General features: G+C 65.1%; 29 protein-coding genes. 15 read left to right on the top strand and 14 right to left on the bottom strand.

Annotated features, from left to right (window positions below):
* Window positions 1-103: 103 nt before the first annotated feature.
* Together ASC75_RS03195 and lgt are read right to left on the bottom strand one after the other, a co-directional pair.
* Window positions 104-1,183, bottom strand: coding sequence for a class I SAM-dependent methyltransferase (locus tag ASC75_RS03195; RefSeq protein WP_055970462.1), 1,080 nt, complete (start codon window positions 1,181-1,183; stop codon window positions 104-106).
* The gene (gene lgt / locus ASC75_RS03190; protein ID WP_055970460.1) at window positions 1,180-2,034 is read right to left on the bottom strand and encodes a prolipoprotein diacylglyceryl transferase; all 855 of its coding nucleotides are present in this window, start codon (window positions 2,032-2,034) and stop codon (window positions 1,180-1,182) included. The genes ASC75_RS03195 and lgt overlap by 4 nt, the downstream gene beginning before the upstream one ends.
* Before the next feature lie 200 nt (window positions 2,035-2,234).
* Here lgt and ASC75_RS03185 point away from each other — a divergent pair, with 200 nt between their 5' ends.
* The 3 genes from ASC75_RS03185 (at window position 2,235) to ASC75_RS03175 (ending at window position 3,739) form a co-directional block, all read left to right on the top strand.
* Window positions 2,235-2,549 carry an accessory factor UbiK family protein gene (locus ASC75_RS03185; protein WP_055970458.1) on the top strand — a complete coding sequence of 105 codons (315 nt, stop codon included), beginning with the start codon at window positions 2,235-2,237 and terminating at the stop codon, window positions 2,547-2,549.
* Window positions 2,550-2,869: 320 nt separating this feature from the next.
* Window positions 2,870-3,370, top strand: coding sequence for a YbjN domain-containing protein (locus ASC75_RS03180; RefSeq protein ID WP_055970456.1), 501 nt, complete (start codon window positions 2,870-2,872; stop codon window positions 3,368-3,370).
* Between the two features lie 9 nt (window positions 3,371-3,379).
* A complete protein-coding gene (locus ASC75_RS03175; RefSeq protein ID WP_055970455.1) occupies window positions 3,380-3,739 on the top strand; it encodes a tRNA-binding protein in 360 nt (119 codons plus the stop codon).
* A gap of 42 nt (window positions 3,740-3,781) precedes the next feature.
* Here ASC75_RS03175 and ASC75_RS03170 read toward each other — a convergent pair whose 3' ends face one another.
* Window positions 3,782-4,786 carry a glycosyltransferase family 1 protein gene (locus ASC75_RS03170; protein WP_055970453.1) on the bottom strand — a complete coding sequence of 335 codons (1,005 nt, stop codon included), beginning with the start codon at window positions 4,784-4,786 and terminating at the stop codon, window positions 3,782-3,784.
* A 312-nt stretch (window positions 4,787-5,098) separates the two neighbouring features.
* Between ASC75_RS03170 and ASC75_RS03165 the strand changes: the two genes are divergently transcribed.
* The 3 genes from ASC75_RS03165 (at window position 5,099) to ASC75_RS03155 (ending at window position 7,738) form a co-directional block, all read left to right on the top strand.
* Entirely contained in the window at window positions 5,099-5,947 is an 849-nt protein-coding gene (locus ASC75_RS03165) for a MetQ/NlpA family ABC transporter substrate-binding protein (protein WP_055970451.1), read from the top strand.
* A gap of 68 nt (window positions 5,948-6,015) precedes the next feature.
* On the top strand, window positions 6,016-7,101 hold the full coding sequence (locus ASC75_RS03160) for a methionine ABC transporter ATP-binding protein (protein WP_055970449.1): 1,086 nt from the start codon (window positions 6,016-6,018) through the stop codon (window positions 7,099-7,101).
* Window positions 7,082-7,738, top strand: a complete 657-nt coding sequence (locus ASC75_RS03155; RefSeq protein ID WP_055970640.1) for a methionine ABC transporter permease — start codon at window positions 7,082-7,084, stop codon at window positions 7,736-7,738. Before ASC75_RS03160 ends, ASC75_RS03155 begins: the two co-directional genes overlap by 20 nt.
* A gap of 7 nt (window positions 7,739-7,745) precedes the next feature.
* On the opposite strand, the gene ASC75_RS03150 is transcribed toward ASC75_RS03155, so the two are convergent.
* From ASC75_RS03150 to ASC75_RS03135, 4 genes are all read right to left on the bottom strand, one after another.
* Window positions 7,746-9,158 carry an ATP-binding protein gene (locus ASC75_RS03150; protein WP_156381079.1) on the bottom strand — a complete coding sequence of 471 codons (1,413 nt, stop codon included), beginning with the start codon at window positions 9,156-9,158 and terminating at the stop codon, window positions 7,746-7,748.
* A gap of 392 nt (window positions 9,159-9,550) precedes the next feature.
* On the bottom strand, window positions 9,551-9,790 hold the full coding sequence (locus ASC75_RS26910) for a hypothetical protein (protein WP_055970448.1): 240 nt from the start codon (window positions 9,788-9,790) through the stop codon (window positions 9,551-9,553).
* Between the two features lie 126 nt (window positions 9,791-9,916).
* Entirely contained in the window at window positions 9,917-10,636 is a 720-nt protein-coding gene (locus ASC75_RS03140) for a response regulator transcription factor (RefSeq protein WP_055970446.1), read from the bottom strand.
* Window positions 10,626-11,156, bottom strand: coding sequence for a MarR family winged helix-turn-helix transcriptional regulator (locus ASC75_RS03135; RefSeq protein WP_055970444.1), 531 nt, complete (start codon window positions 11,154-11,156; stop codon window positions 10,626-10,628). The genes ASC75_RS03140 and ASC75_RS03135 overlap by 11 nt, the downstream gene beginning before the upstream one ends.
* 239 nt (window positions 11,157-11,395) lie before the next feature.
* Here ASC75_RS03135 and ASC75_RS03130 point away from each other — a divergent pair, with 239 nt between their 5' ends.
* From ASC75_RS03130 to ASC75_RS03120, 3 genes are all read left to right on the top strand, one after another.
* Window positions 11,396-12,289, top strand: a complete 894-nt coding sequence (locus ASC75_RS03130; RefSeq protein ID WP_055970442.1) for a branched-chain amino acid aminotransferase — start codon at window positions 11,396-11,398, stop codon at window positions 12,287-12,289.
* Window positions 12,290-12,439: 150 nt separating this feature from the next.
* Window positions 12,440-12,730 carry a hypothetical protein gene (locus ASC75_RS03125; protein WP_156381078.1) on the top strand — a complete coding sequence of 97 codons (291 nt, stop codon included), beginning with the start codon at window positions 12,440-12,442 and terminating at the stop codon, window positions 12,728-12,730.
* 129 nt (window positions 12,731-12,859) lie between these two features.
* Window positions 12,860-13,498, top strand: coding sequence for an MBL fold metallo-hydrolase (locus tag ASC75_RS03120; protein WP_055970440.1), 639 nt, complete (start codon window positions 12,860-12,862; stop codon window positions 13,496-13,498).
* 133 nt (window positions 13,499-13,631) lie between these two features.
* Here the strand turns inward: ASC75_RS03120 and ASC75_RS03115 are convergent, their stop codons facing one another.
* The 4 genes from ASC75_RS03115 to ASC75_RS03100 all read right to left on the bottom strand — a co-directional run bounded on the left by ASC75_RS03115 (window position 13,632) and on the right by ASC75_RS03100 (window position 15,493).
* A complete protein-coding gene (locus ASC75_RS03115) occupies window positions 13,632-14,060 on the bottom strand; it encodes a BA14K family protein (RefSeq protein ID WP_055970438.1) in 429 nt (142 codons plus the stop codon).
* 207 nt (window positions 14,061-14,267) lie between these two features.
* Window positions 14,268-14,480: a cold-shock protein gene (locus ASC75_RS03110; RefSeq protein WP_018428999.1), complete on the bottom strand. Its 213-nt coding sequence runs from the start codon at window positions 14,478-14,480 to the stop codon at window positions 14,268-14,270.
* 183 nt (window positions 14,481-14,663) lie between these two features.
* Window positions 14,664-15,074, bottom strand: a complete 411-nt coding sequence (locus tag ASC75_RS03105) for a hypothetical protein (protein WP_055970436.1) — start codon at window positions 15,072-15,074, stop codon at window positions 14,664-14,666.
* A 206-nt stretch (window positions 15,075-15,280) separates the two neighbouring features.
* Window positions 15,281-15,493, bottom strand: a complete 213-nt coding sequence (locus tag ASC75_RS03100; protein ID WP_006202520.1) for a cold-shock protein — start codon at window positions 15,491-15,493, stop codon at window positions 15,281-15,283.
* 433 nt (window positions 15,494-15,926) lie between these two features.
* On the opposite strand from ASC75_RS03100, the gene ASC75_RS03095 reads away from it, so the two are divergent.
* Window positions 15,927-16,379: a Kazal-type serine protease inhibitor domain-containing protein gene (locus tag ASC75_RS03095; RefSeq protein WP_055970434.1), complete on the top strand. Its 453-nt coding sequence runs from the start codon at window positions 15,927-15,929 to the stop codon at window positions 16,377-16,379.
* Between the two features lie 52 nt (window positions 16,380-16,431).
* Here ASC75_RS03095 and ASC75_RS03090 read toward each other — a convergent pair whose 3' ends face one another.
* Window positions 16,432-16,800, bottom strand: coding sequence for a hypothetical protein (locus tag ASC75_RS03090; protein ID WP_055970432.1), 369 nt, complete (start codon window positions 16,798-16,800; stop codon window positions 16,432-16,434).
* A gap of 296 nt (window positions 16,801-17,096) precedes the next feature.
* On the opposite strand from ASC75_RS03090, the gene gfa reads away from it, so the two are divergent.
* The 5 genes from gfa (at window position 17,097) to ASC75_RS03065 (ending at window position 20,137) form a co-directional block, all read left to right on the top strand.
* The gene (gfa, locus tag ASC75_RS03085) at window positions 17,097-17,669 is read left to right on the top strand and encodes an S-(hydroxymethyl)glutathione synthase (RefSeq protein ID WP_055970430.1); all 573 of its coding nucleotides are present in this window, start codon (window positions 17,097-17,099) and stop codon (window positions 17,667-17,669) included.
* Between the two features lie 159 nt (window positions 17,670-17,828).
* On the top strand, window positions 17,829-18,122 hold the full coding sequence (locus ASC75_RS03080; RefSeq protein ID WP_055970428.1) for a GYD domain-containing protein: 294 nt from the start codon (window positions 17,829-17,831) through the stop codon (window positions 18,120-18,122).
* A gap of 190 nt (window positions 18,123-18,312) precedes the next feature.
* Window positions 18,313-18,927 carry a 50S ribosomal protein L11 methyltransferase gene (locus ASC75_RS03075; RefSeq protein ID WP_082496374.1) on the top strand — a complete coding sequence of 205 codons (615 nt, stop codon included), beginning with the start codon at window positions 18,313-18,315 and terminating at the stop codon, window positions 18,925-18,927.
* Between the two features lie 100 nt (window positions 18,928-19,027).
* Window positions 19,028-19,600 (top strand): helix-turn-helix transcriptional regulator, encoded by a 573-nt coding sequence (locus ASC75_RS03070; protein ID WP_055970423.1) that lies wholly within the window; start codon window positions 19,028-19,030, stop codon window positions 19,598-19,600.
* Window positions 19,601-19,606: 6 nt separating this feature from the next.
* Complete coding sequence (locus ASC75_RS03065) at window positions 19,607-20,137, top strand: GNAT family N-acetyltransferase (protein ID WP_055970421.1); 531 nt, start codon at window positions 19,607-19,609, stop codon at window positions 20,135-20,137.
* Here the strand turns inward: ASC75_RS03065 and ASC75_RS03060 are convergent.
* Both ASC75_RS03060 and ASC75_RS03055 read right to left on the bottom strand, forming a co-directional pair.
* Window positions 20,134-20,958: a DUF2182 domain-containing protein gene (locus ASC75_RS03060; RefSeq protein WP_055970419.1), complete on the bottom strand. Its 825-nt coding sequence runs from the start codon at window positions 20,956-20,958 to the stop codon at window positions 20,134-20,136. The genes ASC75_RS03065 and ASC75_RS03060 overlap by 4 nt on opposite strands.
* The gene (locus ASC75_RS03055; RefSeq protein ID WP_055970417.1) at window positions 20,955-21,599 is read right to left on the bottom strand and encodes a DUF1326 domain-containing protein; all 645 of its coding nucleotides are present in this window, start codon (window positions 21,597-21,599) and stop codon (window positions 20,955-20,957) included. The genes ASC75_RS03060 and ASC75_RS03055 overlap by 4 nt, the downstream gene beginning before the upstream one ends.
* Window positions 21,600-21,744 lie beyond the last annotated feature (145 nt).

Genomic DNA, 21,744 nt, shown 5'->3' with positions numbered 1-21,744 from the left:
CCGCCTTGTCATCCCCGTATGCGATTTCGTCAAGGCCGGGCCCGGCGTCGCCGTCCGCCTTGCTGTTGCGAGCGCGGACAGTGGGGCAGGCGCAAGCGTGCTGTCAACTGACGGCGGGAAAGGGAAGTTTTGTGCCAGCGGACGCGACGGCAAGCACCTTGAACAGCGTGCCCATGGCATCGGGACCGGCGAGCCGCTCGACTTCGCCGCCGATCCTTTCGCGCGCCGCCTCGTCCGCGGAGGCGCCGAGCCTGCCCGCGCGCTCGAGCAGGCCGAGTGCCAGCAGGAACTCGCCCTGCGTCGCCATGCGCGCATCGAGACCGTGCAGGCGGGCAGCCGCGGCAAGGGCGGCAAAATCGACATGCGAGGTGAGGTCGGCCTCGCCGGGATGGGCGAGGACGTCGTCATATTTGTGCTCGCGCAGGGCCTGCAGCGTATCGCCGGTGCCCGGCTCGAGATGGCCGTAATCGAAGAACAGGCCAGCACCGCCCGAAGCCGCTATGCGCTCGGCGATCGCTTCCATGGTGGCGGTCCGCGCCGGCGCGAACTCGAAGATCGCACCTTCGGGAGCTTTTCCGGCGTTCTTCGGCAGCAAGGCGGCCTCGATGGTCGCAGGGCCGGCGACGAAGGCCAGTTGGCCGTCTTCGGCGGTGCCGACGACACGCTCGTGCCATGCAGCCCCGATCCTGACGAACTGGCGCGTCGGGATGGCGTCGAACAACTCGTTGCCGACGATGAACAGGGGCGCCCGGGGCAAGGTGGCGACGCTGTCGTGCCAGGCGATGTTCGCACCGCTGGCGGCAAGCGTCTGTTTCTGGACGTCTTGCAGTCGCGGGCTTGTCTCGATCATCGCGACATCGGTGGTGAAGGCAGGGTCGAGCCTGTGCAGGACCCGCAGGATGTCCTTCATCAGCGTGCCGCGGCCGGGGCCGATCTCGGCCAGCACCGCGTCTTGCGGGCTGCCGGCCGCCTGCCAGGCCGCGTAGAGCCAGACGGCGACGAGTTCGCCGAACATCTGGCTGATCTCGGGCGCGGTGGTGAAGTCGCCCGCCGCGCCGAATGGTTGGCGCGTCGTGTAGTAGCCGTCAGCGGGGTCGAACAGGCACAGCGCCATGTAGTCGGCGACGGCGATCGGACCCGAGGCTGCGATCAGCCCCGAAATCCGCTGTTTCAGGCGGGTCATGCGGGCTTGGCGATGGGCGCTGCCGGCTTGGCAGCGAGCATCGCCCAGACACCGATCAGCACCATCGGCACCGACAGCACCATGCCCATCGTCAGCCAGCCGCCCAGGAGATAACCGATCTGCTGGTCGGGCTCGCGGAAGAACTCGACGAAAATGCGCGACAGGCCGTAACCGCAGATGAAAGCGCCGGCGACGAAGCGCGGGGTCTTCAGCCTCAGGCGCGAATGGGTGAGGAAGCGCAGCACGAGGAACAGCACCAGGCCTTCGAGCAGCGCTTCGTAGATCTGGCTCGGATGGCGCAGGAACGGTCCGCCGGTGGGAAACTCGATCGCCCACGGCACGTCGGTGACGCGGCCCCAGAGTTCCGAATTGATGAAGTTGGCGAGGCGCACGAGACCGAGGCCGACCGGCACACCGGCGGCCACGACATCGATCAGCGACCAGACATGAATGCCGCGCTTACGGGCGAACAGGAACATGGCCAGCGTCACGCCGAGCAGGCCGCCATGGAACGACATGCCGCCTTGCCAGACAGCGAGTATGTCGAGCGGATTGGAGATGTAGCGGCCGAGATCGTAGAAAAGGATGTATCCGGTGCGGCCGCCGAGCACGACGCCGATCGCTGCCCAGACGATGAAATCGTCGAGGTCCTCGGGCTTCATGGGCAGCGTGCCGTTCGGCCACAGCCGGGTGTCGGAGACCAGCCGCTTGGCGTACCACCAGGCGAACAGGATGCCGACGATGTAGCCCAGCCCATACCAGTGGATGGCAAGCGGTCCGAGCTGCACGATCACCGGATCGATGTTCGGAAAGGGCAGGGCTGCCAGGGGCAGGGCAAGATATTCGCTCAAATCAGTCTCCAAGGCCGGCAATGCGGCGGACCATGGGGCAGCGTCCTGGCAGGGTCAAGGCAGGCATCGGCCGCTCACCGAGATGTCATTGTCGGCAAGTCGGCATTTTTGCCGCGGCGTTCGGCTACCGCCCCAGGCATGATATCCTTGCAATCTGAGCCTTGCCCCACTACGTCGAATGGACAACGCGAGGGTTTGCCATGACGACCGGACCGAACCGCATTCTGGATGAGTTCGCCAAGCTGATGACCGATGCAGCGGGCGCCGCGCAGGGCGTCAAGCGCGAGGTCGAGACCGCGTTCCGTTCGCAGGCCGAGCGGGTGATGAACACGCTCGAAGTCGTGCAGCGCGAAGAGTTCGAAGCCGTCCGCGACATGGCGATCAAGGCGCGTGCCGAGAACAAGGCGCTGGCCGCGCGCATCGAGGCACTCGAGTCGAAGCTCGCAGCCCTTGGCGGCGAAGATGCCGGCAAGGCCTCACCGGCGGCGGCGCCGAAGCCCCGTACAAAGAAATAATTCGTTAACTTTTCCACAAAGCGCCATCCGAAAAAGTGCTTTGTCGTGAATCGCTTACCGGCGCTTGATGAATCTGCGCCGCAGCCTGTTTCCACACCCGAATGCGGCAGTGCGAAAAATTGGGCTGTTCACGCTACTCCTGATCAATACACTGAATTTGTTGCATGATTCTTAGCGGGGTCACGCACCGGATGGCGCGGTCCGGCTGGGGGGTATTGAGTCCGGCAGCGCTGGTCGTCCGAGTTCAAGAATAAGTTTGTTCGTCGTGTGTGCCCTTTGCGCGGAGCGCGATGGCGCTCCCGGAACGACAGGAAGCATTTATGGAACTTCTCGAACTCGAGTTCTCGCGCGAAATCCATCCGGTGGATGTTATCGAGCAGGTGGCTCACAACAACGACTGGTCGTTCGAGCGTGCCGGCGACGACGAAATCTCGATCTCTGTCGTCGGCAACTGGACCGACTACCAGATTTCCTTCTCCTGGATGGAAGACTTCGAGGCCCTGCACCTGGCCTGTGCCTTCGACATCAAGGTGCCGGAAAGCCGGACGCTGGAGATCCTGCGGCTGCTGTCGCTGATCAACGAGCAGATGCTGTTCGGCCATTTCGACCTGTGGGAGCAGGAGGGCGCGATCATGTTCCGCCAGTCGCTGCTGCTTGCCGGCGGCGTCGAGCCGACCAGCCAGCAGGTCGAGGTGCTGCTGTCCTCGGCGCTCGAAGCCTGCGAATGCTATTTCCAGGCCTTCCAGTTCGTCGTCTGGTCGGGCACGTCGGCCAAGGACGCGCTGGCCAGCGTGCTGTTCGAGACGCACGGTAACGCCTGAGACCACCGCATGAGTTCGCACAACGAGCGCAAGCCCGAGATCACCTTTGCCGACTTCGACAAGGTCGATATCCGCACCGGCACGATCGTCGAGGTCGAGCCGTTTCCCGAAGCGCGCAAGCCGGCGTTCAAGCTGAAGATCGACTTCGGGCCGGCGATCGGCATCAAGAAATCCTCGGCGCAGATCACCAAATATTATGCGCCGGAGACGCTCGTCGGCCGGCAGGTGTTTGCCGTGGTCAATTTTCCGCCGCGCCAGATCGGCCCGTTCATGTCCGAAGTTCTGACCCTCGGTTTCCCCGACGCCGATGGCGACGTCGTGCTCGGCGCCATCGAGCGCAAGGTGCCGGACGGCGGCCGGCTGTTCTAGGCAAGCCAGCCTGAAGCCTCTGCCGGACAGGATAGTCCGCGATCACGCCGCATAGGCCGCCTTCACATTGTCCAGGAACATCTCGGCGCAGGCCGCCCATGTATAGCGCATGGCGCGGTGGCGGGCTTCGGCGCGGTCGATCTTGAGCGCTGTGAGCGCGGCCTGCCGCAAATCCTCCGAAACCACGCCGCCGACACCGTCGCCGACGATGTCGATCGGGCCCGTCACGGGATAGGCGGCAACGGGCGTGCCGCTGGCCAGGGCCTCGATGATGACGTTGCCGAAGGTGTCGGTGCGGCTGGGGAAGACGAAGACGTCGGCCGAGGCATAGATCTCGGCCAGCTCGTCGCTCGGGCGCCTGCCGAGGAAATGCGCTTCGGGATACCTTGCCTTCAGCCGCTCGATCTCGGGCCCGTCGCCGACCAGCACCTTGCTGCCGGGCAGGTCGAGGTCGAGGAAGGCGGGCAGGTTCTTTTCCACCGCGATGCGCCCGACGCAGAGGAAGATCGGGCGCGGCAGGTCGAGCGCGACCTTCTTGCCGGGGTGGAAGTGGTTGATGTCGACGCCGCGCGTCCAGGGCCGGAGCTTCTCGAAGCCACGCGCGGCAAGATCGTCGGCGAGCGACTTGGTCGCCACCATGCAGCCCTGGCCGGAATTGTGGAAGTCGCGCAGCAGCCGGTAGGTCCAGCTCTCGGGAAGCGGCAGGCGCGCGCTGACATATTCGGGAAAGCGGGTGTGGTAGCTGGTGGTGAAGGGGCGACCATTGGCCCGGCAATAGCGCCGAGCCATCATGCCGAGCGGCCCTTCGGTGACGATGTGGACATGATCGGACCGGCGCCTCTCGATGATGCGCGCGACATTGCCGGGCGTGGTCAGCGCCAGGCGGATGTCGGGATAGGTCGGCATCGGCAGCGTGCGGAAGATGTTTGGCGTCAGGAAATCGGCCTCGGCACCAAAGGCACCCAGCGTTTCGGCGAGCCGTTCGAGGGTGTGCACGACGCCGTTGATCTGTGGTTTCCAGGCGTCGGTGACCATCAGGATGCGCACAAATCGTCTTCCCATCCGTTGCCTGTCCCGCCGGCCTCGGGGGCCAGCGGAATCAGCGGCGATCGCGTTGGTTGCGCAGGCCTTTGAGCAGGCTTCGGTGACGTGGCGATGACGGCGCCGTCCTTTCGCACGTGCGAAGACGAGGTCGGTTCTGCCCGAACAGGCATTTTCTTTGTGACGATTTTCCCCGGGCGAGGGGGCGGCGTGAAATCCGATCCTTTGCAGAGAGGGGGGCGTTTGCCGAGGATATGGCCAAGCTTCGCAATCGGCGGAGCGAGCCATCCTCCCAACGGCTCTCAGCGAGACACCGAAATGACCGAGACCACTCCTTCGATTTTTCACCGCAACGCGATCAGCCGGCGCACGGCTCTTGCAACCCTGTTCGCCTCCGTCGCCACCGTCATCAGCTTCACCGTCCCGCACCAGGCCTTTGCCGAGGACAAGGCCTCGATCAAGGTCGGCATCATCTCCGGCGAGGACGAGGACGTCTGGCGCGTCGTCAAGGTCGAGGCGGCCAAGCAGGGGCTGACCGTGGAGACGGTGGTGTTCAACGACTATACCCAGCCGAACGAGGCGCTCGAGCGCGGCGAGATCGACGCCAATGCCTTCCAGCACCAGCCCTACCTCGACAACCAGGTCAAGACGCAGGGCTACCACATCACGGCGGTCGGCTATACCGGGCTGTGGCCGATCGGGCTTTACTCCAAGAAGCACTCCAAGGTCGAAGACCTGCCGGAAGCGGCGGTCATCGGCGTGCCCAACGATCCCTCCAACGAAGGCCGGGCCCTGCGCGTGCTGGCCGATGCCGGCCTGATCAAGCTCAAGGACGGCACCGGTATCCTGGCGACCGTTGCCGACGTCGTCGACAACCCGAAGAAATTCGAGATCAAGGAACTGGACGCCGGCATCGTCGGCCGCTCGGTCGAGGACCTCGACGCCGCCGTGGTCAACACCGACTGGGCGCTGAAAAGCGGCCTGAGCGCCGACAACCGCATCGCCCAGGAGCCGGTGGCCGACAATCCCTACCGCAACTTCATCGCGGTCAAGGCCGGCAACGAGAACGAGGGCTGGGTCAAGACGCTGGTCGCCGCCTACCAGAACGAGACGGTCAAGGCCGAGTTCGACCGTGTCTACAAAGGCACCGGCGTCGCCGCCTACTGAGGCTTATCGGCCATCAACGACAGGCGGCTCGCAGGTTGCGGGCCGCCTTCCGCTTTGCGGGAGATTTCATGAACCAGCATTTCAGTTCCACCGACTTGACCTTGTCGCCTGGCTTTGCCGCGCCTTCCGGCGACGTCGTGCGCATCGTCGACCTCAAGCGCCGGTTCGGCCGGACGCCGGCGGTCGACGGCGTGTCGCTGACCGTGCGCAAGGGCGAGATCCTCGGCATCATCGGCCGCAGCGGCGCCGGAAAGTCGACGCTGATCCGCTGCCTCAACGGGCTGGAGCGGCCCGATGCCGGGCAGATCTTCGTCGAGGGGCGCGAGATCACCGGCCTCGGCGAGCGCGAATTGCAGCCGCTGCGCCGCCGCATCGGCATGATCTTCCAGCATTTCAACCTGCTTTCGGCGAAGACCGTCGAAGACAATGTCGCCCTGCCGCTGAAGATCGAGGGCAGGCCGAAGGCCGAAAGGCTCGCCCGTGCGGCCGAACTGCTCGACCTGGTCGGCCTCGCCGACAAGGCCAAGGCCTATCCGGCGTCGCTCTCGGGCGGGCAGAAGCAGCGTGTCGGCATCGCCCGGGCGCTTGCCGCCCGTCCGGCGCTGCTGCTCTCCGACGAGGCGACCTCGGCGCTCGATCCCGAGACGACGCGGTCGATCCTTTCGCTGCTCAAGGACATCAACCGGAAGCTCGGCCTGACGATCCTGCTGATCACCCACGAAATGGAGGTGGTCCGCACCATCGCCGACCGTGTCGCCGTTCTCGATGCGGGCCGCATCATCGAGGAGGGGGCGGTGTGGTCGGTGTTCGCCGATCCGCAGTCGGAGGTGACGCGCAGCCTGCTCGGCGGTATTCGTCCGCAACTGCCCGGGGAGATCGCCGGACGCTTGGCGCGCTCAGGAGGCGAGGCGATCCTGCGCGTCGACATCGCCGGCGAGGCGGCGCGGCTTCCGCTGCTGCAGGATCTGTCGGCCGCCATCCCCGGCCGCTACCGCCTCGTCCATGGCGGCATCGACCATATCCAGGGCGAGCCGGTCGGAACGCTTTTCCTCGGTGTCGGCATCGCCGCGGGGCGCCTCGCCGAAGCCGTCGATTTTCTCAATGCCCGGGGCGCCCGGGCCGAGGTGCTTGGCCATGTCACAGATGATGCTTGAACTTCTGCTGCGCTCGCTTTGGGAAACGGTGCTGATGACGGCGGCATCGGGCCTGGTCTCGCTGGTCTTCGGCCTGCCGCTCGGACTGGCGCTGGTCGCCACCGACCGTGGCGGCATCGCCGAGCAGCTGTGGCTGAACCGTATCCTCGGCGGCATCGTCAACGCCTTCCGCTCGGTGCCGTTCATCATCCTGCTCGTGGCGCTGATCCCTCTGACGCGGCTGATCGTCGGCACGTCGATCGGCACCTGGGCGGCGATCGTGCCGCTGGCGATCGCGGCGACGCCCTATTATGCGCGCATCGCCGAAGTGTCGCTGCGCGAGGTCGACCGCGGCCTGGTCGAGGCGGTGCGTGCCATGGGCGGCGGGCGCTGGGCGATCATCCGCGAAGTGCTTGTGCCGGAAGCGCTGCCGGGAATCGTCGCCGGCTTCACCGTCACCCTGGTCACGCTGGTGGGCGCCTCGGCGATGGCCGGCGCCATCGGGGCCGGCGGTCTCGGCGATCTCGCCATCCGCTACGGCTACCAGCGTTTCGAGACGGCGGTGATGGTCGCCGTGGTGATCGTGCTGATCGTGCTCGTGTCGGGCATCCAGTGGGCCGGCGACCGGCTGGTTTCGCGGCTCGACCGCCGCGCCTGAACCCGGCTCAGGCCGGCACGCGGATCATGGCGCGGAGGCCGCCAAGCGGGCTGTCGCTGAGCTTGATGTCGCCGCCATGGCTGCGGGCGATGTCGCGGGCCACGGCGAGCCCGAGCCCGGTGCCGCTCGAATCGAGGTTGCGCGCCTCGTCGAGGCGATAGAACGGCTTGAACACCTCCTCGCGCTTCTCCTCCGGGATGCCGGGGCCGTTGTCGTCGACCATCACCACCAGCATGCCGCGGTCGTGCACGGCCTTGACCTCGACCTCCTTGGCATAGCGGAAGGCGTTGCCGACGACGTTCTGCAGCAGCCGGGTGAAGGCATTGGGGCGGACATGCACCTCGGGCTCGCCGACCAGCGTGACCTTGAGCTTGCGCTGGCGCAGCTTGGCTTCCTCGCCAAGCTTGTCGAGATAGCTGGTGAGGTCGAAGCGCCCCGGATCCTCGGCGGCTTCACCGCGGGCGAAGGCGAGATAGGCCTCCAGCATCGACTGCATGTCGTCGATGTCCTGGCTCAGCGCCTCGCGGTCGATCTTGTTGCCCGACAGCGCCAGCTGCAGCTTGAAGCGGGTCAGGATGGTGCGCAAGTCGTGGCTGACGCCGGTCAGCATCGCCGTGCGCTGGTCGATCTGGCGCTCGATGCGCTCACGCATCTGGATGAAGGCAAAGCCGGCGCGGCGCACTTCCTCGGCGCCGCGAGGGCGGAAGTTGGGCGGCATCGGCCGGCCCTTGCCGAAGCTTTCGGCAGCTTCCGTCAGTTGCAGGATCGGGCGGATCTGGTTGCGCAGGAAGGGGATGGCGATGGTCAGCAGCACCAGCGAGGTGCCGACCATCCACAGCAGGAAGATGTGGGTGTTCGACGCATAGGCCTGGCTGCGGCGGACGAAGACGCGCAGCACCTTGTCATCGAGCTGGACGCGCACTTCGACGACGTTCGAGTTGCCGACGGTGTCGAGCCAGAACGGCTTGTTGATCTGCCTGCGGATTTCCGTCGAAAGCGCCTGGTCGAGAATGGAAAAGAACGGCTTGGGGCCGGGTGGCGGCAGCGGTTCGGGCGGCAGCAGGTCGATCTTCAGCAACATCCGCTCCTGGGCGATGCGGATGATCTGGGCGTAGCTGTCCGGTTGCGGAAAGGTGTCGAGCAGGTCGATGATGCCGGCGATGTCGCGGGTCACCGCCTGCGACAGGCGCACAGTCACCGTCTGCCAGTGGCGCTCCATGAAGACGAAGGCGACGACCGACTGCAACAGGATCATCGGGGTGATGACGATGAGCAGGGAGCGGGCGTAGAGCCGCTTCGGCATGTAGAGCGCGACCCGCCGCCAGAAGCGGTTCCAGCTTCTCGGCACGGCCGTCAACGCACGCCATGCGCGTGTGCCGATACCGCCTCCGCCGGGCCCGTCCATGTCGGTGGTTGCCATCCGCCCTTCCGTTCGCCGTCAGAAACCTGCTCCGTCGGCTGCCTCGATCCTAGTGCACGCTCGACCGTTCTGAAACTGTCTTTGAAGTTCAACAGCTTACGTTGTCAAACGTTGCGTTGCCCGATGCTGAAAACATAGGGATTTTTCCCGAGTTTCCAAATGGCAGGCCGTTCGCTGTCGCCCAGGGACGATCGGCGGGAACTGTGCCGATACTATGTCGGTCGGTTGCCCTGGGGACGATCGAGGCGCGCAGCCATCGTTCCGCCGCAGTGGGCGGGCGCGGCAGTGCAGGCCGATGCAGGCGGCTTGGGCCGAGGGCGTCGTAAACCACGAACCGCACCGCATCAGCAAAATGGGGCGTCGTCGTTGCAACGACGCCCGCAGGGTTCGGCCTAGATGCCGAGCAACGTCTTGGCTTCGTTGAGCGCGGCCTCGGATCCGGCGTGGTCTCCGGAGGCATGGAGCTGCTCGCCCTTGGCACGCAACTCCTTGACCTTTGTCATGTCTGCCTCCGCGAGCGTCGAAGCGGGCAGCGCCGCGTCGATAGCTGCCATGATGCTCGGGCAGGAATTGGCGAAAGCGGTTGCTGGAAAGACTGACAGGGCAAATGCAAGCGTAATCGCGCGTAACATGGCTGTTTCTCCCATGCCGGGCCGCGGAATGCGGCGCTTACCGCCGGCGCGCGATACTACAACGGAGCGGCCGGCTTCAACAACCGGCCTTCCATAAAGGCGCACGGGCGGCTTTGGAGGGGATTGCTATTCGACGCTCAGCCGATAGCCGATGCCACGCACCGTCTGCAGCCAGACGGGGTTGGCAGGATCGCGCTCGATCTTGCGCCGCAGGCGGTTGATCTGGACGTCGATGGTGCGTTCGCCGACCTCGGAATCGCCCGTCACCAGTTCGTGGCGGGGGATGGTTTCGCCGGCGCGGGCGGCGAAGATGGCGAGGATTTCCTGTTCGCGGTCGGTCAGCTTGAGGGCTTCGCCGCCGCGCTTCAGTTCGCGGCGCGCGATCTGGAAGGTGTAGGGGCCGAACACCAGCTGCTCGACCTTCGGCGTCGTTGCCGGGCCGCCGCGGCGCAGGATGTTGTTGATCCTGAGGATCAGCTCGCGCGGGTCGAACGGTTTCGGTAGGTAGTCGTCGGCGCCGGCCTCGAGGCCGGTGATGCGGCTGTCGGTCTCGGAAAGTGCCGTCAGCATGAGGATCGGCACGTCCTTCTGGTCGCGCAGCGATCTGGTCAGTTCGACGCCGGTCTCGCCCGGCATCATCACGTCGAGGACGAGAAGGTCGAAGTCGAGACCCGCCAGCTTGCGGCGTGCCTCGTCGGCGTTACCGGCGACCGTGACGCGAAAGCCGTTCTCGGTCAGGTACTGCTTGAGCAGGTTGCGGATGCGCGTGTCGTCGTCAACGACGAGCAGGTGCGGAGCATCGTCGCCCAACGTGGCCGGATTGGCCGTCTTGTCGTTATTCTCCATGGTCTTTCCCCGGCGTGTTTCCGGGCAGATGATCAATCTGCGCCCTTAATTCGGGATTGACCATCGCCTTGAGGAATCGTTCGATCCAGGCGCGTTCGGTCTCTCCCGCGCCCTCCAGTGCCGCATCGATGCGGCGTGACTGTGGCCGCGCCAGCGCAAGGGTCAGCGTCCGGCCTTTCGGCGTCGGGTAGAGCTCGCGCTGGCGGCGATCGCGCGGGCCCTGGACCTGGACGATGTAGCCGGCGTCGATCAGCTGCTTGAGCACGCGCGCGAGGCTCTGCTTGGTGATCTTCAGCACGTCCAGCAACTCGGCGACGGTCAGCCCCGGCATGCGGTTGACGAAGTGCAGCACGCGGTGGTGCGCACGGCCGAAACCGTACTCGGCAAGTATCTGGTCGGGGTCGGAGGTGAAGTCGCGGTAGGCGAAGTAAAGCAGCTCGATGATCGAGAAGTCGATGCCGTCGTCGGCCGTCACTGCGGTGCGGATCGGTTGGGCGGCTGCGCCGCTGCGTTGTGCCATAGAATTCCTGCTCGTCAATTTACGTCAGCACTGTTGACATAAATTAGGTGCGATGGTAATTTTTGCCAAGCTTTTCGGCGGATTGCGAATGAAAAGGCAAGGTACGGTGGTTTTTTCCGAAACATCGTGAGTTTGCTTTGGTATTCTGGCCCGCCTACGCTTTATCCAGCTGGCCCCTTACGGGACATTAAGAACGCTACGAAACGATAGGCAGGCTCCCGCCTGCGGGAAGGTTTACCATGGCATCCGTTCCTTTCGACCAACTCGATGGATTCATCTGGATGAACGGCGAGTTCGTCCAATGGGCCGACGCCAAGATTCACGTACTAACCCATGGTCTGCACTATGCAAGCTCGGTGTTCGAAGGCGAGCGCGCCTATGGCGGCGAGATCTTCAAGCTGACCGAGCACAACGAGCGCCTGCATGAATCGGCACGCCTGCTCGGCTTCACCATTCCCTACTCGGTCGACGTGATCGACGCGGCTTGCCGCGAGCTTCTGAAAAAGCAGGGTTTCAAGGACGCCTATGTGCGCCCGATTGCGTGGCGCGGCAGCGAGGAAATGGGCGTCGCCGCCCACAAGAATCGCATCAATGTCGCCGTCGCCATCTGGCAGTGGCCGAGCTACTTCGACCCGGCGCAGAAGCTGAAGGGCATCCGCCTCGACATCGCCGAATGGCGCCGCCCCGATCCGCGCACCGCGCCGTCGCGCTCCAAGGCTGCAGGTCTCTACATGATCTGCACGCTGTCCAAGCATGCGGCCGAGGCCAAGGGCTATGCCGACGCGATGATGCTCGACTGGCGCGGCCAGGTGGCCGAAGCGACCGGTGCCAACATCTTCTTCGTCCAGGACGGCAAGATCCACACGCCGACGCCGGACTGCTTCCTCGACGGCATCACCCGCCGCACGGTCATCGGCCTTGCCAAGGATCGCGGCATCGAGGTGATCGAACGCGCCATCATGCCGGAGGAACTGGAAGGCTTCGAGCAGTGCTTCCTGACCGGAACGGCAGCCGAAGTGACGCCCGTTTCCGAGATCGGCCAGTACCGATTCGAGGTCGGCGAAATCGCCAAGACGCTGATGAACGACTATTCGGCGGCGGTTCAGCCCAAGCACGCGATTGCTGCGGAATAGCCAGCAAATTCAATGGCTAAGGATTGCAGAGGGGCGGTTTTCGAACCGCCCCTTTTGCTTGCCCGGACGTGTATTTGACTTTCGCCGATTTCAGCGTCTCATGTTGACGTCGGCAGACTGAGGGCCGGCATGCAATTGGAGGGAATTGTTATGGAATCGCTTCTTCCGATCATCATACAGATTGTAACCGGCGTAATCGGTGGACAGGCCGTCGGCGCGGCGATCAAGACGGCTGCGATGGGGCAGCTGACGAAGCTGATCGCAGGCGGCGTCGGTGGTATCGCAGGCGGCCAGATCCTAGGCGGTCTTCTCGGCGGCGCTGCTGATCCGGCAACTGCCGGTGCACTCAGTGGCATCCTCGGCGACGTGGTCGGTGGCGCAGGCGGCGGCGCCATCCTGACGGCCATCGTCGGTGCCGTCATGGGCGCGATGAAGAAGTAAAAGCGTTTCAGACGGAATTCGGATTGGGCGGCTGCGGCCGCCCATTTCGTTTGAGCGGGGCAACACTGAACACTGTGGACGAATGTCCTGTCTGACCCTATGTCGGGGCAAAGATCAGAAAGGACAGCCATGGGACAGCTCAATGCCGGGATCGTGCCGGTCACGCCCTTCCAGCAGAATTGCACGATCCTCTTCGACACGGAGGACAAGACCGGCGTCGTCGTCGATCCGGGTGGCGACGTCGATACCATCCTGTCGGTGCTCAAGGACAACGGCATCACCATCACGGCCATCTGGCTGACGCACGGCCATATCGACCATGCCGGCGGGGCGATGGAGCTCAAGGAGGCGCTCGGCGTCGACATCGTCGGGCCGCACGAGGCCGACAAGCCGCTGCTCGACAACCTCGTCACCCAGGGCCAGAAATTCGGCATGAGCGGCGTGCGCAACTGCGTGCCCGACCGGTTCCTGGCCGATGGCGAGACCGTCTCCTTCGGCAATCATGTCTTCGAGGTGCTGCATTGCCCGGGCCATGCGCCGGGCCACGTCGTCTATTACCACCGCGAGGCAAAGTTCGCCCATGTCGGCGACGTGCTGTTCCAGGGTTCGGTCGGCCGCACCGACCTCTATGGCGGCGACCATGCGACGCTGATCCGCTCGATCAAGGAAAAGCTGCTGCCGCTCGGCGACGAGATCGGCTTCATCTGCGGCCACGGCCCAGGCAGCCGGTTCGGCGACGAGCGCCGGAGCAATCCCTACCTGGTCTGAGACCGCCATGGGCTGACTGGGGAGGAAAAAGAAAAACGGCGCCAACCGCAAGGCTGGCGCCGTTTTTCTTGTCGTTGCGTCGGCTTCGTCGAATGGCCGGGCAGGGAAGGCCGATCGCGCAAGCCGCACGGCGTCAGTTGGCGACGCAGAAGTGCTCCAGCCCGTCATAGCCGGTGAAGGTGCCGCTGCGCGGCTTGAAGCTGCGGTAGCGGTCCGAGCAGTAGCTGTACCATTCCGGGCTCCACGGCTCGATGGCGTAGCTGTTGCGGTAGACCACGCGGCGCTGAACCGGGGCAGGGCGGTAATAGTCCTCGCGGTAGACGCGGCGCGGCTGCGGCTCGTAGTCGTAATAGTCGTCGTAGACCGGCCGCGAACGGTTGCCATTGCCGGCGATGACCGCACCGGCGATCAGCCCGAGCGCACCGGCAGCGACAATCGCGCCGGTGTTGTCGTGGCGGTTGTGGCGGCGCCAGCGCTCACCGGCTTCGGCCACCGGCAGGGTGGCGAGCGTGGTGGCGGCAACGGCTGCCGAAAGGACGAGTGTCTTGATGGTGCGGTTCATAGTCGGGTCTCCTTCGCCGTCCGGCCCGTATCGAGGCCGGGAATAAGCGTCGACGACATGTCTAAGAGACCGAGGCTGAACGCAGCCTGAACAGATTTTCAGGCGGACGGTAGAGCTGATCGAGGCCGACAGACGCCATCCGGCGCGGCGTCAGGCACTGCTGCGCAAATGTGGCCGGTGCTCAAAGCCCGGCCGGATCGCGGGCTCTCAGCCTACGGTCAGATTGACTGCCTTCGGACCCTTGCCGCGCTTGTCCGGCTCGGTGTCGAAAGAAACTTTCTGCCCATCCTCAAGACCGGGAAGGCCTGACGCCTGCACAGCCGAGATGTGGACGAAGACATCCTTCGCCCCGTCGTCCGGCGTGATGAAGCCGAAGCCTTTGGCATGATTGAAGAACTTGACGGTGCCGGTCTGCGGCATGGGAAACTCCTCTGATCCCATCAATTCCAGTCTCTTCGGGCCGGCAAATGCCCGAAGTGGAAATTTGTCGTTCATTTTTAGGCCATCGGCAAGCAAAAGTTTTGCTCTCCGGCGCCGCCCCAAAGCGGCGCCTTTCCCGGAAAATGCCGGGTTTGCCAAGGCAGTCAGGCGAGGTTTCCCGGCTCAGTATTCGCAGTAGCGGATCGGCCCGATCTGGATGCAGGAAGGTGGACGCGGGCGGTGCGGATCGAACCTGCTGTAGACCCTCACGCGGCAATTGGGTCCGACATGGCGGTGAGGCACGTTGCCGTAGCGCGGCAGGAAGTGGCGGCGAACGTCGCGGTGGCAGTCGCGCACCTGGATCGGCGGGCGGACCCGGATCGGCCGGCAGTTGGGCCGGCGGTGGACATGCCATTCAGTGCGGCCGAATTGAGGAACGAAATGGCGCTGCGGATCGCCATGGCAGCCGCGGACCTGGACCACGAGGCCAGGGTCGACTTGTGGCGTGCCGCTTGTCGGCAAGGCTGCCGCCGGGCCGCCGTAACCCAGGCCCGCGGCAAGCAGCGCCGCGCTCAGAGCATTCAGGAATTTCATCGTTGGCCTCCTCCTGATCGGAGACGTTTTCAGCCCCCGCGGCGGAAATATGCCATGATTTCCGGGGCCTCGCCAGATCGCGGCGATCGGCGCAGGCGCTGCTATGTCCTTGATCGGCCGAGCGATATTCGCAATTGTATGGACGAAAAGGAAAGGGCGCGACGGTTGCCCATCGCGCCCTTGATCACAACTGCAGCCGCTGGGGCTTAAGCCGCGCGGAGGTTGACCGCCTTCGGGCCCTTGCCCATGCGGTCAGGCTCGACGTCGAAGGTGACCTTCTGGCCATCGACGAGCGTGCGCAGGCCCGAAGCCTCGATAGCGGAGATGTGGACGAAAACGTCCTTGGCGCCGCCGTCCGGCGTAATGAAGCCGAAGCCTTTGGTTGCGTTGAAGAATTTTACGGTACCGGTCTGGGCCATTGGGAGAACTCCTTCACCCGTTCAGTGGTCTGGACCTGCCGACCGCCTGGCGTCGGCGGCAAGTCGGTGGTTTTGCTTGGCGGTCATGCATTCGCGCACGATAAAACCCCCCGCCGAGTCACGGGGTCGTCAGAGATTCACAGTATCGGGGAAAGGGTCGTGCAAAACGTTCCAGTCTCCGGGTCAGCAAACGCCCGAACTAGATGTGATATTGCATGGAAACGCGTAGGTTGCAAGATGTCGTGGCCAATCGCGATGGCACTTCGCACCATCGCATCAATATACGACATTCTGAAAACCGCCATTGGCCAGATTGCCGCGTCTGATGGGGCAGTCCGGCTGCGGCGGATTGCTTTCGTTGACAGAATCGCGAGGATCGGGGCAGGGGCTGAAACAATTCCCGCGTGGGCGGGAACGAGAGGGAGCTATTTCCATGGTGTTTTCGGCAAAGACCTTCGTGCGAAGAGCAACGGCTGCTTCGTTGCTGTCGCTGATGCTCGCATCCTGCGTGGTGGTGGAAGAGGGGCCGGGGCCCGGCCCGCGGCCACCCCGCCCGGAACCTGGCCCCCAGTTCTGCACGCGCGAATATGATCCGGTCTGCGCGCGGCGCGGCAACGACCGCCAGACCTTCGGCAACTCCTGCATGGCCGATGCGGCGGGCTACCGCGTCATCCGCAGGGGCGAGTGCCGTGGCGGTGGCGATGGCGGCTGGAACGGTGGTGGCGGCAATGGCGGCTGGAATGGCGGCGGGGGCGGCAACCAGCAGTTCTGCACCAGGGAATACCGGCCGGTCTGCGGCCAGCGCGGCGGTTCGCTGCGGACGTTCCCCAATGCCTGCGAGGCGGATTCCGCAGGCTTCCGCGTCGTCGACAACGGCGCCTGCTAGGACGGCGACCAGATTTGCCTCCCGGCTCTCGGTGCCGGGAGGCTCTGTCCGCCTAGTTCGGTGAAAAGTCGTTTGCGCGCCTGACTTCGCGCACGCGGCAGTCGTCGCCGACATGGCGATGGCGCAAGACGATGCCATCGACGCGATGGGTGCGGACGTCGCGGTGGCAGTCCGCCGACCGGCGCGAGGGCTGTTGCCGGCCGCCGACCAGGACCGGCCTGCAACTGTCCCGGTCATGGTAGTGAGGCGCGCGCCGGCCGATCTCCGGGATGTAGGTGTCGCGCACATCGTCATGGCAGCCGCCGATTTTCACGACGAGGCCACCGGTCTCCGGCTGGAACGGCGTCGAAAGCGGCGCCGCGGAAGCCGGCAAGGCGGCAGCCGCGAATATGGTGACAAGCGAAACGGCCAGGAAATTCATCCGGCTTCTCCTTGAGGTTGCACGAGTAGCCAGCAGATTGCGCTGCGCGCCGCCCACTTCAATGGCTTGCGGCTGCCATGAAGCCATTTCGCCTTGGCAGGGTTACCGCTTTATTGCCGCGCGGCCCGTGATCGGGCGAAGCCCATACCCCCTCATAGCCGTCCGGCGGAATCCGAACCTCGGATATGCACAAATGCCTCGGCGACATGTATCGTATGGGACCAGCCGAATAGAGTTCTTTGCCGCATAGCGTTTGACGGCGTCCGCGCGGACGCCACAACTGGGAGGAACAGGTCATGGCTTCAGTATCGATACATCCGGCACTCGATGGCGGCGTCAAACCGGGCAGCACCAGCTTCAGTGGTGGCACGCTGGTCTGCGCCTGCGCCGACCGCCCGGTGAAGGTGGCGATCAAGGGGCAGGTTGCCCACAACCACGCCTGCGGTTGCACCAAATGCTGGAAGCCGGAAGGCGCCAAGTTTTCGGTGGTGGCGGTCACGGCGCATGAAAACGTCACCGTGCTGGAGAATGGCGACAAGCTCGCCGTGGTCGACCCGGCCGCGCTCATCCTGCGCCACGCCTGCAAGGGCTGCGGCGTGCATATGTACGGACCGGTCGAGCGCGACCATGCCTTCAAGGGCCTGGACTTCATCCATCCCGAGCGCTTCCAGGAAGCCGGCTGGGCCGAACCGGGCTTTGCGGCCTTCGTCTCGTCGATCATCGAGGCCGGTGTCGATCCGTCCGAGATGGACGGCGTGCGCGCGCGGCTGAAGGAACTCGGCCTGGAGCCCTATGATTGCCTGTCGCCGGCGCTGATGGACTACATCGCCACCTGGGTGGCGAAGAAGTCGGGCGTGCTGAAGGGCTGAACCCGAGTGCGGGGAAGGGCCGGCCTTAGCTCGTAAAGCCTATGCCGGGCGGCCCTTCCGTCTACATGATCGCCAGGCGATCCGTGCTACCCTGCGGCTGGGAGAAACGGCGGCAACGCCCGATGCGCCCGCACGCCTCCGCAATCGAGGGAGGTCGAAATGGCATATTACGTTTACCTGGTGAACTTTACCGAGCAAGGGGCCCGCAGCGTGCGCGACACGACGAAGCGGGCCGACGCATTCCGGGCGATGGCGGAAAAGGGTGGAGCCAAGGTGCACACGCTGTTGTGGACGCTCGGCAAATACGACGTGATCAGCATTGCAGAGGCGCCCGACGACCTGACCGCCACGGCGCTTAGCCTGTCGATATCGGAACTGGGCAATGTCAGGGCCCAGACGCTCAAGGCCTTCGACGCGGGCGACATGCGCCAGATCATCGCCAAGATGGCCTGATTTCGTTCCCCATGCGGGACGGCAGCCTGGATCTTGCCGGGCTTCCGTCCCGATAGACGCCAAAGGCGGACTTGCGCCGGGCGCGAAGTCGGCCATTGTGCGGCGAGCCGCGTTGGCGTGGGAACGGACCTTGGACGATCAAAACTCGAGAGACGATGCGCCGGATCCGGCGGCCTTCATCCGCGCCAACATGCGGATCGCGGCGGTGCCGTCGGTGCCTGAGATCTGGCTCTACAGTGCCCATCCCGCAAGCGGGCTGTGGCGGCTGGCGGCGGATGCGGAGGACGCAGGCGAGGAGCCGGCGCCGCCTTACTGGGCTTACCAATGGGCCGGCGGGCTGGTGCTTGCCCGCCACATCCTCGACCGGCCGGAAACGGTGCGGGGGCGGCGGGTTCTCGACCTCGGAGCCGGTTCGGGACTGGTCGGCATCGCCGCGGTGAAAGCCGGAGCGCGCTCGGTGCTGGCGTCGGAGACTGACCGCAATGGCATCGCTGCGATCGGCCTTAATGCCGAGCTCAACGGCGTGGATGTCCGTGCCACGGCCGACGACCTGATCGGCGGAGCCGTGCCCGATGTCGAGACGATCCTCGTCGGCGACCTTTTCTACGCCGCCGATCTTGCAAGCCGTGTCACGGCCTTCCTCGACCGATGCGTGGCCCGGGGCATCGACGTTCTGGTCGGCGATCCCGGCCGGGCGCACCTGCCGCATGCGCGGCTGCAACTGGTCGCCGAACACGCGGTGGCCGACGTCGGCACCGGCAGTGCCGTGACGACGAAGCCGAGTGCGGTGTTTTCGTTCCAGTAAAGACACCTCGCTCGTCATTCGTGATGGCGAGCAGCGAATGACGGGGCGCGACATGTGCTTCCTCTTGACGAGTTCTCTGTTATGAGAATATTTCTCGTTTATGGACATTCCCATTTGCGATGAAGCCGGCATCGACCGGCGGATCGCCCAGCGGCTGCGGTCGCTGCGGGCCGAGCGTGGCTGGTCGCTGGACGAACTGGCCAGTCGCTGCGGCGTCAGCCGGGCGACGCTGTCGCGGCTGGAGAACGCCGAGGTCAGCCCGACTGCAAGCGTGCTCGGCAAGCTGTGCGCGGCCTATGGGCTGACGATGTCGCGGCTGATGCACATGGTCGAAGGCGCGTTCGCGCCTGTCGTGCGCCGCGACGCGCAGGCGACCTGGTCGGACCCGGAGATCGGCTTTCGCCGGCGTTCGGTCTCGCCGCCGGCGCAGACGCTGGCCGGGGAGGCGCTGGAGTGCGAGCTCGATACGGGTGTGACGATCGGCTACGACGCCCCGCCGCGGCCGGGCCTCGAGCATCATCTTCTTCTGCTGGAGGGCCGGCTGGCCGTGACCGTGGATGGCAGGAGGCACGAACTCGCTGCCGGCGACTGCCTGCGCTACCAGCTGTTTGGTCCGAGCGCCTTTGCCACGCCGGCCGAGGCAGGCGCGAAATATCTCCTGTTCATTGTGTGAGGCATCGTGAGCGATCTCGAGATTTCCGTATTTTCCGCCGAAGCCATCGAGGCCAGCCTGGCCGAGCTCGGGCAGTTGCTGCAGGCCTGCGTGCATGACGGGGCGAGCATCGGCTTCGTGCTGCCCTACTCGCTGGACGACGCCATGGGGTTCTGGAGGGACAAGGTGCTGCCCGGCGTGCGCCAGGCGACGCGCCTCATGCTGGTGGCGATGAAGGACGGCCGCATCGCCGGCACGGTGCAGCTCGGCTACGACACCATGCCCAACCAGATGCACCGCGCCGACGTCAACAAGCTGATGGTGCATCCCGATTTTCGCCGCCAAGGCATCGCCAACCGGCTGATGGCGGAGATCGAGGCGCATGCCCGCAAGCTGGGACGCAGCCTGATGACGCTCGACACGCGCACCGGCGACAGCGCCGAGCCGCTCTACACGTCTCTCGGCTACGTCACGTCCGGTGTCATCCCGGCCTATGCCCGCGACCCGTTCGGGACAGACCGGCTGGACGCCACGACGGTAATGTACAAGCTGCTCTAGACCAGAATCCAGGCGCCGGTGACGATCAGCACGGCGCCCGCTGCGCGCGACACCAGGTGCCCGACGGGAAGGACCTTCTCGGCCAGGATGAAGGCGGCGATCGCCGCAACCCAGAGCAGGTTCATGATGCCGACGACGAACAGGATCGCCATCAGCGCCCAGCAGCATCCGATGCAGTAGGCGCCGTGCTCGATGCCGAGATTGATCGCGCCGCGCCGGTCGGAGCGGAAGCCGCCATGGCGCATGATGAACTGCAGCGGGCTCTGGCAGGCCGACAGGCAGACGTCCTTGAGCGGCGTGCACTGGTAGATGCCGGCTGCGATCAGCACGACGCCGCCCAGCCGGGCGCCGAGCCCGCTCATCGGCGTCAGCAGCAGGACGGTTTCCAGGACCCATTGGGCTGCGGTCGCGAGCATCGAGAAGGCGACCCAGACGAGGAGGTAGCCTGCTGCGAACCATGCCGTGGCGGCGAAAGGCTTGCCGCGCGAGCCGGCCTGGCGCGCCACGCCGGCATAGACGAGCAGCATGGGGGCGACGGAGGGCAGCATCATGCCGACCATCATGATCGCCCACATGGCGAACATGAAGGCGAACTCGCCGACGCTCCAGCCGCGCAGGGCAGGGGCGAGCGCGCCATCCATTCCAGGCATGTCCGTGCCAGACATTTCCATGCCGGGCATGGCGGTGCCCGAAGGCGCCGCCGCCATGGACGCAGCAAGCCAGATCACATAGGCCCATGCCAATGCGGCAACGGCGACGATGGCGCCGAGAACGACCGCCCGATCTCGCTTCAACAGGAGTTCGAGGCGGGTGGGGCTCATTGGGTCGGACGGACGACCCCGCTTTCGGTCATGTGCATCCGGGCGAAATGGGCATGCGAATCGTTGAGGTCGAGCTCGATCGCGCCCGACGTCTTGACCCAGCCACGCCCGACTTCGGCAACGGTGTACTCGAAGCCGTTGGGAAGGTTGATGCGGGCCCGATGGGCCTGCGATGTCACGGGGTTCAGGATCGGCTCGCCGCGAGCCTCCATGACGCCGGGAATGTCGACGCGGGCGGTGCGCCCGTCGATGTCGACCTGGATGTCGATCCTGGCAAAGACGGGGTCGTGGACCTTCTCGAACGTCGTCGAAAAGACCTGGAAGAATGTGGCGCCGGGCTCGGTGTCCTCGCCCGTCATGATCCTGAGCAGCGCTTCCCGTTGCTCCGGCGTCGCCCGTTCATCGACGATCGCGACGACCTGGCCGTGGCCGTGATGTATCGCACCAGGCCAGTCCACGATCATGGCAATGCGCAACCCATCGAGCTTGGTGGTGCCATGATGCCCCTGCTCGATATCGATCGCGCCGATGGCGCAGCAGTGGCCCTGGGTAGGCAGGGCATTGAACTGGCACGGGCAGCCATAGGCGCAGTTGCAGTGCAGGAATTCGCGTCCCTTGAGGGTCCATTTGACGGCCGACATCGTTACCTCCTTGCGTTTGCAAGCTCGGCAAGTCGTTTGCAGGTTCGTCCCCGGCTGCTGGAACAGCCACGCCGGAACGTTCGGCTCCGTCCCCTGAAGCCCCGTATTCTAGCAGAAAACCGAGGCTTCCATAACGGGCATAACG

Source organism: Aminobacter sp. DSM 101952 (assembly GCF_001424795.1).
GTDB classification, from domain to species: Bacteria; Pseudomonadota; Alphaproteobacteria; order Rhizobiales; family Rhizobiaceae; genus Aminobacter; species Aminobacter aganoensis.
The sequence above is the reverse complement of the archived record's forward strand: the minus strand, read 5'-3'. Positions and strand labels throughout refer to the sequence as shown.

Excerpts from the sequence above, each read along its gene's own strand:
- gfa (WP_055970430.1), top strand. The coding sequence starts at position 17,097 with ATGGCTTCAGTATCGATACATCCGGCACTCGATGGCGGCGTCAAACCG.
- ASC75_RS03060 (WP_055970419.1), bottom strand. The coding sequence starts at position 20,958 with ATGAGCCCCACCCGCCTCGAACTCCTGTTGAAGCGAGATCGGGCGGTC.
- ASC75_RS03105 (WP_055970436.1), bottom strand. The coding sequence starts at position 15,074 with ATGAAATTCCTGAATGCTCTGAGCGCGGCGCTGCTTGCCGCGGGCCTG.
- ASC75_RS03055 (WP_055970417.1), bottom strand. The coding sequence starts at position 21,599 with ATGTCGGCCGTCAAATGGACCCTCAAGGGACGCGAATTCCTGCACTGC.
- ASC75_RS03185 (WP_055970458.1), top strand. The coding sequence starts at position 2,235 with ATGACGACCGGACCGAACCGCATTCTGGATGAGTTCGCCAAGCTGATG.
- ASC75_RS03180 (WP_055970456.1), top strand. The coding sequence starts at position 2,870 with ATGGAACTTCTCGAACTCGAGTTCTCGCGCGAAATCCATCCGGTGGAT.
- ASC75_RS03110 (WP_018428999.1), bottom strand. The coding sequence starts at position 14,480 with ATGCCGCAGACCGGCACCGTCAAGTTCTTCAATCATGCCAAAGGCTTC.
- ASC75_RS03120 (WP_055970440.1), top strand. The coding sequence starts at position 12,860 with ATGGGACAGCTCAATGCCGGGATCGTGCCGGTCACGCCCTTCCAGCAG.
- ASC75_RS03090 (WP_055970432.1), bottom strand. The coding sequence starts at position 16,800 with ATGAATTTCCTGGCCGTTTCGCTTGTCACCATATTCGCGGCTGCCGCC.
- ASC75_RS03075 (WP_082496374.1), top strand. The coding sequence starts at position 18,313 with ATGCGGATCGCGGCGGTGCCGTCGGTGCCTGAGATCTGGCTCTACAGT.
- ASC75_RS03130 (WP_055970442.1), top strand. The coding sequence starts at position 11,396 with ATGGCATCCGTTCCTTTCGACCAACTCGATGGATTCATCTGGATGAAC.
- ASC75_RS03100 (WP_006202520.1), bottom strand. The coding sequence starts at position 15,493 with ATGGCCCAGACCGGTACCGTAAAATTCTTCAACGCAACCAAAGGCTTC.
- ASC75_RS03155 (WP_055970640.1), top strand. The coding sequence starts at position 7,082 with ATGTCACAGATGATGCTTGAACTTCTGCTGCGCTCGCTTTGGGAAACG.
- ASC75_RS03135 (WP_055970444.1), bottom strand. The coding sequence starts at position 11,156 with ATGGCACAACGCAGCGGCGCAGCCGCCCAACCGATCCGCACCGCAGTG.
- ASC75_RS03115 (WP_055970438.1), bottom strand. The coding sequence starts at position 14,060 with ATGAACCGCACCATCAAGACACTCGTCCTTTCGGCAGCCGTTGCCGCC.
- ASC75_RS03160 (WP_055970449.1), top strand. The coding sequence starts at position 6,016 with ATGAACCAGCATTTCAGTTCCACCGACTTGACCTTGTCGCCTGGCTTT.
- ASC75_RS26910 (WP_055970448.1), bottom strand. The coding sequence starts at position 9,790 with ATGTTACGCGCGATTACGCTTGCATTTGCCCTGTCAGTCTTTCCAGCA.
- ASC75_RS03175 (WP_055970455.1), top strand. The coding sequence starts at position 3,380 with ATGAGTTCGCACAACGAGCGCAAGCCCGAGATCACCTTTGCCGACTTC.
- ASC75_RS03195 (WP_055970462.1), bottom strand. The coding sequence starts at position 1,183 with ATGACCCGCCTGAAACAGCGGATTTCGGGGCTGATCGCAGCCTCGGGT.
- ASC75_RS03070 (WP_055970423.1), top strand. The coding sequence starts at position 19,028 with ATGGACATTCCCATTTGCGATGAAGCCGGCATCGACCGGCGGATCGCC.
- ASC75_RS03165 (WP_055970451.1), top strand. The coding sequence starts at position 5,099 with ATGACCGAGACCACTCCTTCGATTTTTCACCGCAACGCGATCAGCCGG.
- ASC75_RS03140 (WP_055970446.1), bottom strand. The coding sequence starts at position 10,636 with ATGGAGAATAACGACAAGACGGCCAATCCGGCCACGTTGGGCGACGAT.
- ASC75_RS03095 (WP_055970434.1), top strand. The coding sequence starts at position 15,927 with ATGGTGTTTTCGGCAAAGACCTTCGTGCGAAGAGCAACGGCTGCTTCG.
- ASC75_RS03150 (WP_156381079.1), bottom strand. The coding sequence starts at position 9,158 with ATGGCAACCACCGACATGGACGGGCCCGGCGGAGGCGGTATCGGCACA.
- ASC75_RS03125 (WP_156381078.1), top strand. The coding sequence starts at position 12,440 with ATGGAATCGCTTCTTCCGATCATCATACAGATTGTAACCGGCGTAATC.
- ASC75_RS03080 (WP_055970428.1), top strand. The coding sequence starts at position 17,829 with ATGGCATATTACGTTTACCTGGTGAACTTTACCGAGCAAGGGGCCCGC.